Source organism: Cloacibacillus sp., assembly GCA_036655895.1.
GTDB lineage: Bacteria > Synergistota > Synergistia > Synergistales > Synergistaceae > JAVVPF01.
Genome location: JAVVPF010000064.1, coordinates 1 through 5,915, shown reverse-complemented (window position 1 = coordinate 5,915; position 5,915 = coordinate 1). Strand labels below are relative to the sequence as shown.

Annotated in this window: 3 protein-coding genes; all 3 read right to left on the bottom strand. The window is 51.1% G+C overall.

The window, feature by feature from the left end; genetic code table 11:
• Positions 1–196: 196 nt before the first annotated feature.
• Positions 197–463: a Txe/YoeB family addiction module toxin gene (locus tag RRY12_12325; protein MEG2185458.1), complete on the bottom strand. Its 267-nt coding sequence runs from the start codon at positions 461–463 to the stop codon at positions 197–199.
• Positions 453–719, bottom strand: a complete 267-nt coding sequence (locus RRY12_12320) for a type II toxin-antitoxin system RelB/DinJ family antitoxin (GenBank protein ID MEG2185457.1) — start codon at positions 717–719, stop codon at positions 453–455. The genes RRY12_12325 and RRY12_12320 overlap by 11 nt, the downstream gene beginning before the upstream one ends.
• A 160-nt stretch (positions 720–879) precedes the next feature.
• Positions 880–5,892: a hypothetical protein gene (locus RRY12_12315; protein ID MEG2185456.1), complete on the bottom strand. Its 5,013-nt coding sequence runs from the start codon at positions 5,890–5,892 to the stop codon at positions 880–882.
• Between the last annotated feature and the right edge of the window lie 23 nt (positions 5,893–5,915).

Sequence of the window (5,915 nt, the reverse complement as noted above, 5' to 3'; positions counted from 1 at the left end):
CCGTACCCACACCTGCAGATGTGATGCGTCAAGCAGCAAAAAGGAGTACGGCCACACCCGAGTCACCCCGTTGCCCAAATACACATGCTTATTGACATCACTTGGCACCGTCACATGATCACCTCCTTTTAAAAATTCAGCACAAAAAAGCCGCCCCTAAAGGCGGCTCATTTAAAATTTCATATTTTTGAAATAGCTAATGATCCCTGTAATGCGACCCGCACTGAATTATTTCAATACAGTCGCCCGAAATCCTATAAACTATCCTATTGCCGCAGTCTATACGACGGCTCCAATAACCGGAAAGATTGTCCGTAAGAGGCTCCGGCTTGCCGATACCGTCATACCCGTTGCGTTCGATATCCTTAATCAAAATATTGATACGCTTCAAAGTCTTCCGATCGACATTCTGCCAGTGCAGATAATCCTCCCAGGCGTCCTCATCCCAGCATTTAATCATCATCCGCCTCTATCAGCTCGTGAACCGCGCCCCCGCGTGCCTCCATCCGAGCCGCCGCAGCGCTCAGGCGCTCCATATTTGCCTTGCTGTAAAAAGGATCGGCGTCTGAAATCTCAAAAGGAATGCGCCGTTCGCGCAGAACAGCCTTCGCAAACATATTTACCGCGACGGAGGTATTCATCCCTACGTCCGCACAAAAAGCGTCGAACTCCTTCTTTACTTCGCTGTCCATCCGAACGCTCAAAGTAGCCTGACCCATGTCCCACACCTCCAATACAATGTATGGACAGTATAACACACAAGCCAAACCAAAACCACCCCTTTCGCATTACCTCTTCGGCGGCTTCCTGCCGCGCGGCTTACAGGCCATGCGGTCACCTCCTTTCCTTTGGCGCATTTAAAATAGTTTTTTAGCCAGCTCAAATCTCCGGCGCTATAGAGTACTTCTTCATCGTTTTTTTCTGCCCGATGATTGCCTGCAGCGCTTTCAGAAAATCTTCGTCAGCCGCATTTTTTGTTGCAAGATAGAGCCTTTTTGCGCCTACTATCGGCAGCGGCGTGGTGATTAAAGACATTCCTTCGACCGCGTTCCACGCGCCCCTTTCAAACTTTGACATGCCGGTGTACGGGCTGATCTCGTCCGAGTCCTCCGCCGTCATGTCCTCAAAGCCGCGCGCAAGCTTTGAAAGCGGGGCAACAAACGCCGAGTAGGTCGTTCCTTTATAGCCCTGTCCGCTGAAAGATTCCCAGAATGACATCAGCTCTTTCCCAACCAGTGGAATTGACTCTACGGCCTGTCTTGAGAAGGCGGACAAGACCCATTCGCCCCAGCTCTCCTCGTTGTCGTCGTCGGGCATTCCGTCCACGAGCGCCTTCATCGCCACCGCACTTATCATAAAAGCCGCTATATTGCACAGAGAAGCGGGGTGATCTCCGCGTTTTACCGACTGGGCCAGATCATATGCCGTCATTCCCAACACGGGGGCGGCGTCGGAGGTGAATATCATCAACAGCCTGGCAAGTCCGCTCTGCCTCCATATCATAGGCGCGTCCTTTATCATCGGGGCCTGTTGGGTGAGGAGAACGGCACGCTGGGCGGCGCGTACCGCCTGCTCGTGCGAGAGCCCTCGTTTGACATTCGATTCATAAGTCGCCTGCCAGCCAATGGCCGCCACGACCCTGTCCATATATGAAATGGGGGCGATAAGCGTGTCCATTGATTTTTTATAAGCATACTGCGCATCGCCCATTATCGTAGGATCATATTTGTTTATACTGAAAAAAACGTTCGGAACACGGTCCCTCATCTGCGGATCCATCGCGTAGATATCTTCCAGGAATTGCTTCGGATGCTGCAAATATTCACCTATAGCGCAGCCGATTTGCGCCGGCCCGGCGGTAATGAGAAAACGCGGTATCGAAGTCGTCTGTTTCAGGACGGTGCCGATATTGGCCGCAAGATAGGTATACGCCATATTCTTGCCAAGGGTATTGGCTATCCGGCTGAATACGTCGTTGCCAACCGTCAGTTCGTCACGATTGACGAGGTTGATATATTCCTGTACGGCTTTCCATGTCCCAGAACCAAACTTCTCACGGATAAGCTTAGGGATATTGTACGAACGCCCCGTGCGGTCCTCGAAGTTTTCCGTGAACACCGCTTGAAGGTCTGGCCCTATCCGCGCGAAAGCAGCCGTGTGTTCCATGGCGTCGACCTGCGTATTCCATATAGACAGCAGCCCAAGGTCTACGGGAGACTGGTGTTTTGCGCTTATCTCTTTGCCGGGAATCACGCGTGGATTCAAAAACCCCCTTTCCAATCCGGCCTTCTGCGCTCCCGCCTGCGCTGCGACGCCTTTGGCGTATGCCGCCTCGTCGGCGTTCTCCAGGCCATGGTTCGAGGTATATTCCAGCCGCCGCATCGGCGTGTAGTTCTCCTCTTTCATCATGCCCTGGTTGAAGTTGGCGATAAAAATGTTATTCATCCGCTCATAATACGTGTCGTATTCCCGAATCACGTAATCCGCCAGATCACGCTCCTGCGGAGAGAGCGCTTTGACGCACTCCCCGATGTGCACCAGCACTTCCGCAGGCGGCTTGGCGTCATGTTTTTTCGCATTGTCCAAAAACCATGAATCGGGTATCAGCACCCTCATGTTCCCAAAAATAAGCGCCTGAGACGATTTATCATTCTGCATCGCCGCGTAGATCGACAGAAGTTCATCGACGCTGTACTTATATTTGCCGACGGCGCGTTTTTTACTCAGGGCATGGAATGTTATACCAAGCTCCTTCATTTTCGCGTTCATGGCGTCGTGGCGTTCTTGGATATGTTTCAACTTCGTGTCATAGGCCGTGTTCACCTCATCCACACAATACCTTGAAAATGCGCCGTCAAACCTTCCCAATCCGTGCCCAATCCAGTCGAAGAGACGGGTGGCGCCTAATGTGTTGGCATAGGTCCAGTCTTTTAACTTTTCCGTCTTTCCCATGACGCCGTCGTATTGTTTGGGGAGATCGGAGGGACCGGTTATCGGCCCCTGCTTCGCTTTGCTTTCGGTCTTGTCCAGGGCGGTCACGCACTCCGCGTTTATCTTATTGCGGCGCTCAACGATGCCGGCCCGCCACACCTCGTACTCTCTCCGGCCTCTGGCATGGATTTCGCTTATTTCCTTGGCGAGTGCGGCGATCTCTGATAACTTGGCGTCGGAAAGCCGCAGATTGTTCAATGTCATGCCAGCGGCCTCCAGCCTTTCGATCAGCTTCATGAAGGGAGCGTCCGCCGGATTTATATCTTTGTAATCAAACCCCAGATCCTGCCTTATCGCGTCCATAAGCGAAGCTGCCATCTTCATCTTCTGCGTTGGGTAAACGGCGGCAAATTTAGGCTTGCGCCTGCGACGGTTCGGGCGCTTTTTATCCAGCTCGGTATCGTGCAGGTCTACGATCTGGCGGCTCTCGGCAAGCTTGTCAAGCATCTCCTGCTGTACGGACCAGATGACCTTTTCATCGCTGACGTCGTGATTGATTCCTTCCAACAAAGCTTCGACGTCTTTAAGCAGAACCTTCCTCTTCTGAAGCCGCTCAAACATCGCCTCCTGTCTGCTCTTCGTCTTGTAGTCAAAACCGGGACGCTTGAATTTGGCGCCGCGTTCACCCTCACTTTTGCCACGGTCGTACCCCAGCGCCTCACCGAGGCGAAATTTGTTATTCGCCTCACGCTTTTTCTCTTGCTCAAAATTTTTCAAACGTTCTTGAAGCAGCTCGTTTTCTTTGATAAGGTCCCCGATGGTGATTTCCGCGATATAAGATTCTTCGATCTCCTGCGGCGTGGCAAGCAGTCTGTCAAAGACGTCCTGAACCTCCGGAGTCAGCTCTTCTCCGGAAAACTTCGCATTTGAGTATATATCCAGCAGCCACATGCGCATTTTCTGCAATATGGGGCGCAACGCCTTTGATGGCGAATCTCCGTTCATAACATACATTTCCATCGCGCGCGCCCATTTTTCATGGGCTTCCGTAAGACGGACCTGCTGTGTTTCGTCAAGTTTATCCAGGTTAGAGAGATCCATATTGGAAATGCCCAAGTAATCAAGAACCGTTTTAAGGTCACGGCTTATCTCCGTATCCGAGTCCGCCTTATATCCGTACCGTATCAGGTCTTCAAGAATAAGGTGCCCCATCTCGTGGATGAAGGTACTTCGGTCCGCCGTACGGAACAGGGAAACCAGGGATTCTCCTGTTTTACGGTTGAAGGTGATTCCGCCGCGCTTGCCTTGCGTAAAATAAGGAACTCCTTGAGAATCCGGGACATTTTTTAATAAATCGTGTATACTAACTTCAGATGGAGCTTTCTTCCCAACGCTGAGCAGATTCGTCTGTGTTTGCGACCTGTCGAAAGTTCCATCTTTTTTGTCTATGAGTACATCGTAAAGCTGAGTATCCAAGGGATCAAATCCAACATTGCCGTCTTCTTCAAATACAACTATCCTGGCAGTATATATATTTCCATCGCCTATATTCAAAGGAACATATAGCCTATGAAGCACTTCCTGCTTATTTTTCCTCCTAGCGTTCTTTCTCTGGCCTCTAGTCATTTCAGAAGTGATAAAAACCTTCTTTTCATTCGGCATACTTTCGATCAATACTGCCGACTCTATCAGATCTTTCACATTTCTGACAGCATCCGTTCTCACGGACGGATCGATAGTTTTGTAATACTTCCGTGAAGAACCCGCTATATGCCTGGCGTTTTCCTGTAAAATTTTGACGATAGCCTTGCTATCGGTCGTACTTGTTTCCGTTCCGACCAAACCGTCAACGAACGTCTTTAACTTATCATAGTTCCAATGTTCGCCATGGTTCTTGTTTGTGAGATCGACGACATTGACCAAACTATTACCATCTACATCGGAATTGACAGGCTGATAATACGTCTCCTGAATCCTGGCGTTTTGGTCGTCGAAAATGACGTAATTATAGATGCCCTCTCCCATGCGCCTGCTGTTGCCGTCGCTGAACTTGTCGAACTTGTGCGGGCTGCCGTGCCAGACGGACTGGTCATAAATCGGACTTGCCAATCCATCTTCTGCCTTCTCCACTCTCATCTTATGCAACTCTTTCGGGCTTATCCCCAGCCGTTTTCCCAGCGTGTAAAGATAGCGGCTGTAAAGGTCGGCGTTGGCTTGGCTCGCCTCATCGTCCTTGCTTGCGGCTGAAAGCTCGGAATTTATCGTGCTGCGTATCTCGACGGCCTCTTGCGCATATTCGTCGTCTTGTTCCAGCGGATCCTGTAATTTTTTGCTTAACCGCTCGGCGGCCTCTCTCTTGGTTATGCCGCCGGAACCTTCCCGAGTATCCATCTCAAGAGACTTGGCGAATGAAGGATGCGCCGCCGCGGCTTTTTCATAATCTTCTTTTCTCACCGCGACTTCGCCGAGTTCGTCAATGACGCTGCTCTCGGTTATACCGAGAGTGTTTACCACTTCGTCCGCGACATCAGGGTTTGACTGGAAGAATTCATTTACGGCGTCCTGTCCGAGAAAAACGAGGTTGTTATCCGCAACGGTAGCGCCCTCATCTGAGAGAATATTCTCGGCGGCCCTGGCTCTCTTGCCCTCTCCAGAATTTTGAAAATTTCTGACCGCTCCTATATTGCGGGTCGTTGAATACACGGAGCCGGGGGCCATCATCAGGGTAAGCGAAGGCAGCGCCTCTATGCCGGAGCCGGCAATGCTTCCGAGCGCCTCGCTCAGGGTCATATGCTTATAGTCGGGGAGCATCGCCATCTTTAGAGGTTCGCCTATGATGATGGCGGCCGCCTGCTGCATCATCTCTTCAACGTCTTCGTCCCATACGCGCCCCGCAAAGCTCAGGGCTCCTGTCTTTACCGCTCCGGCAATTCCGGGAGATTTCAGCGCCTGCTTCGTCAAAAAAGCGGAAGTAATCTTTTCAA

Excerpts from the sequence above, each read along its gene's own strand:
- RRY12_12325 (MEG2185458.1), bottom strand. The coding sequence starts at position 463 with ATGATGATTAAATGCTGGGATGAGGACGCCTGGGAGGATTATCTGCAC.
- RRY12_12320 (MEG2185457.1), bottom strand. The coding sequence starts at position 719 with ATGGGTCAGGCTACTTTGAGCGTTCGGATGGACAGCGAAGTAAAGAAG.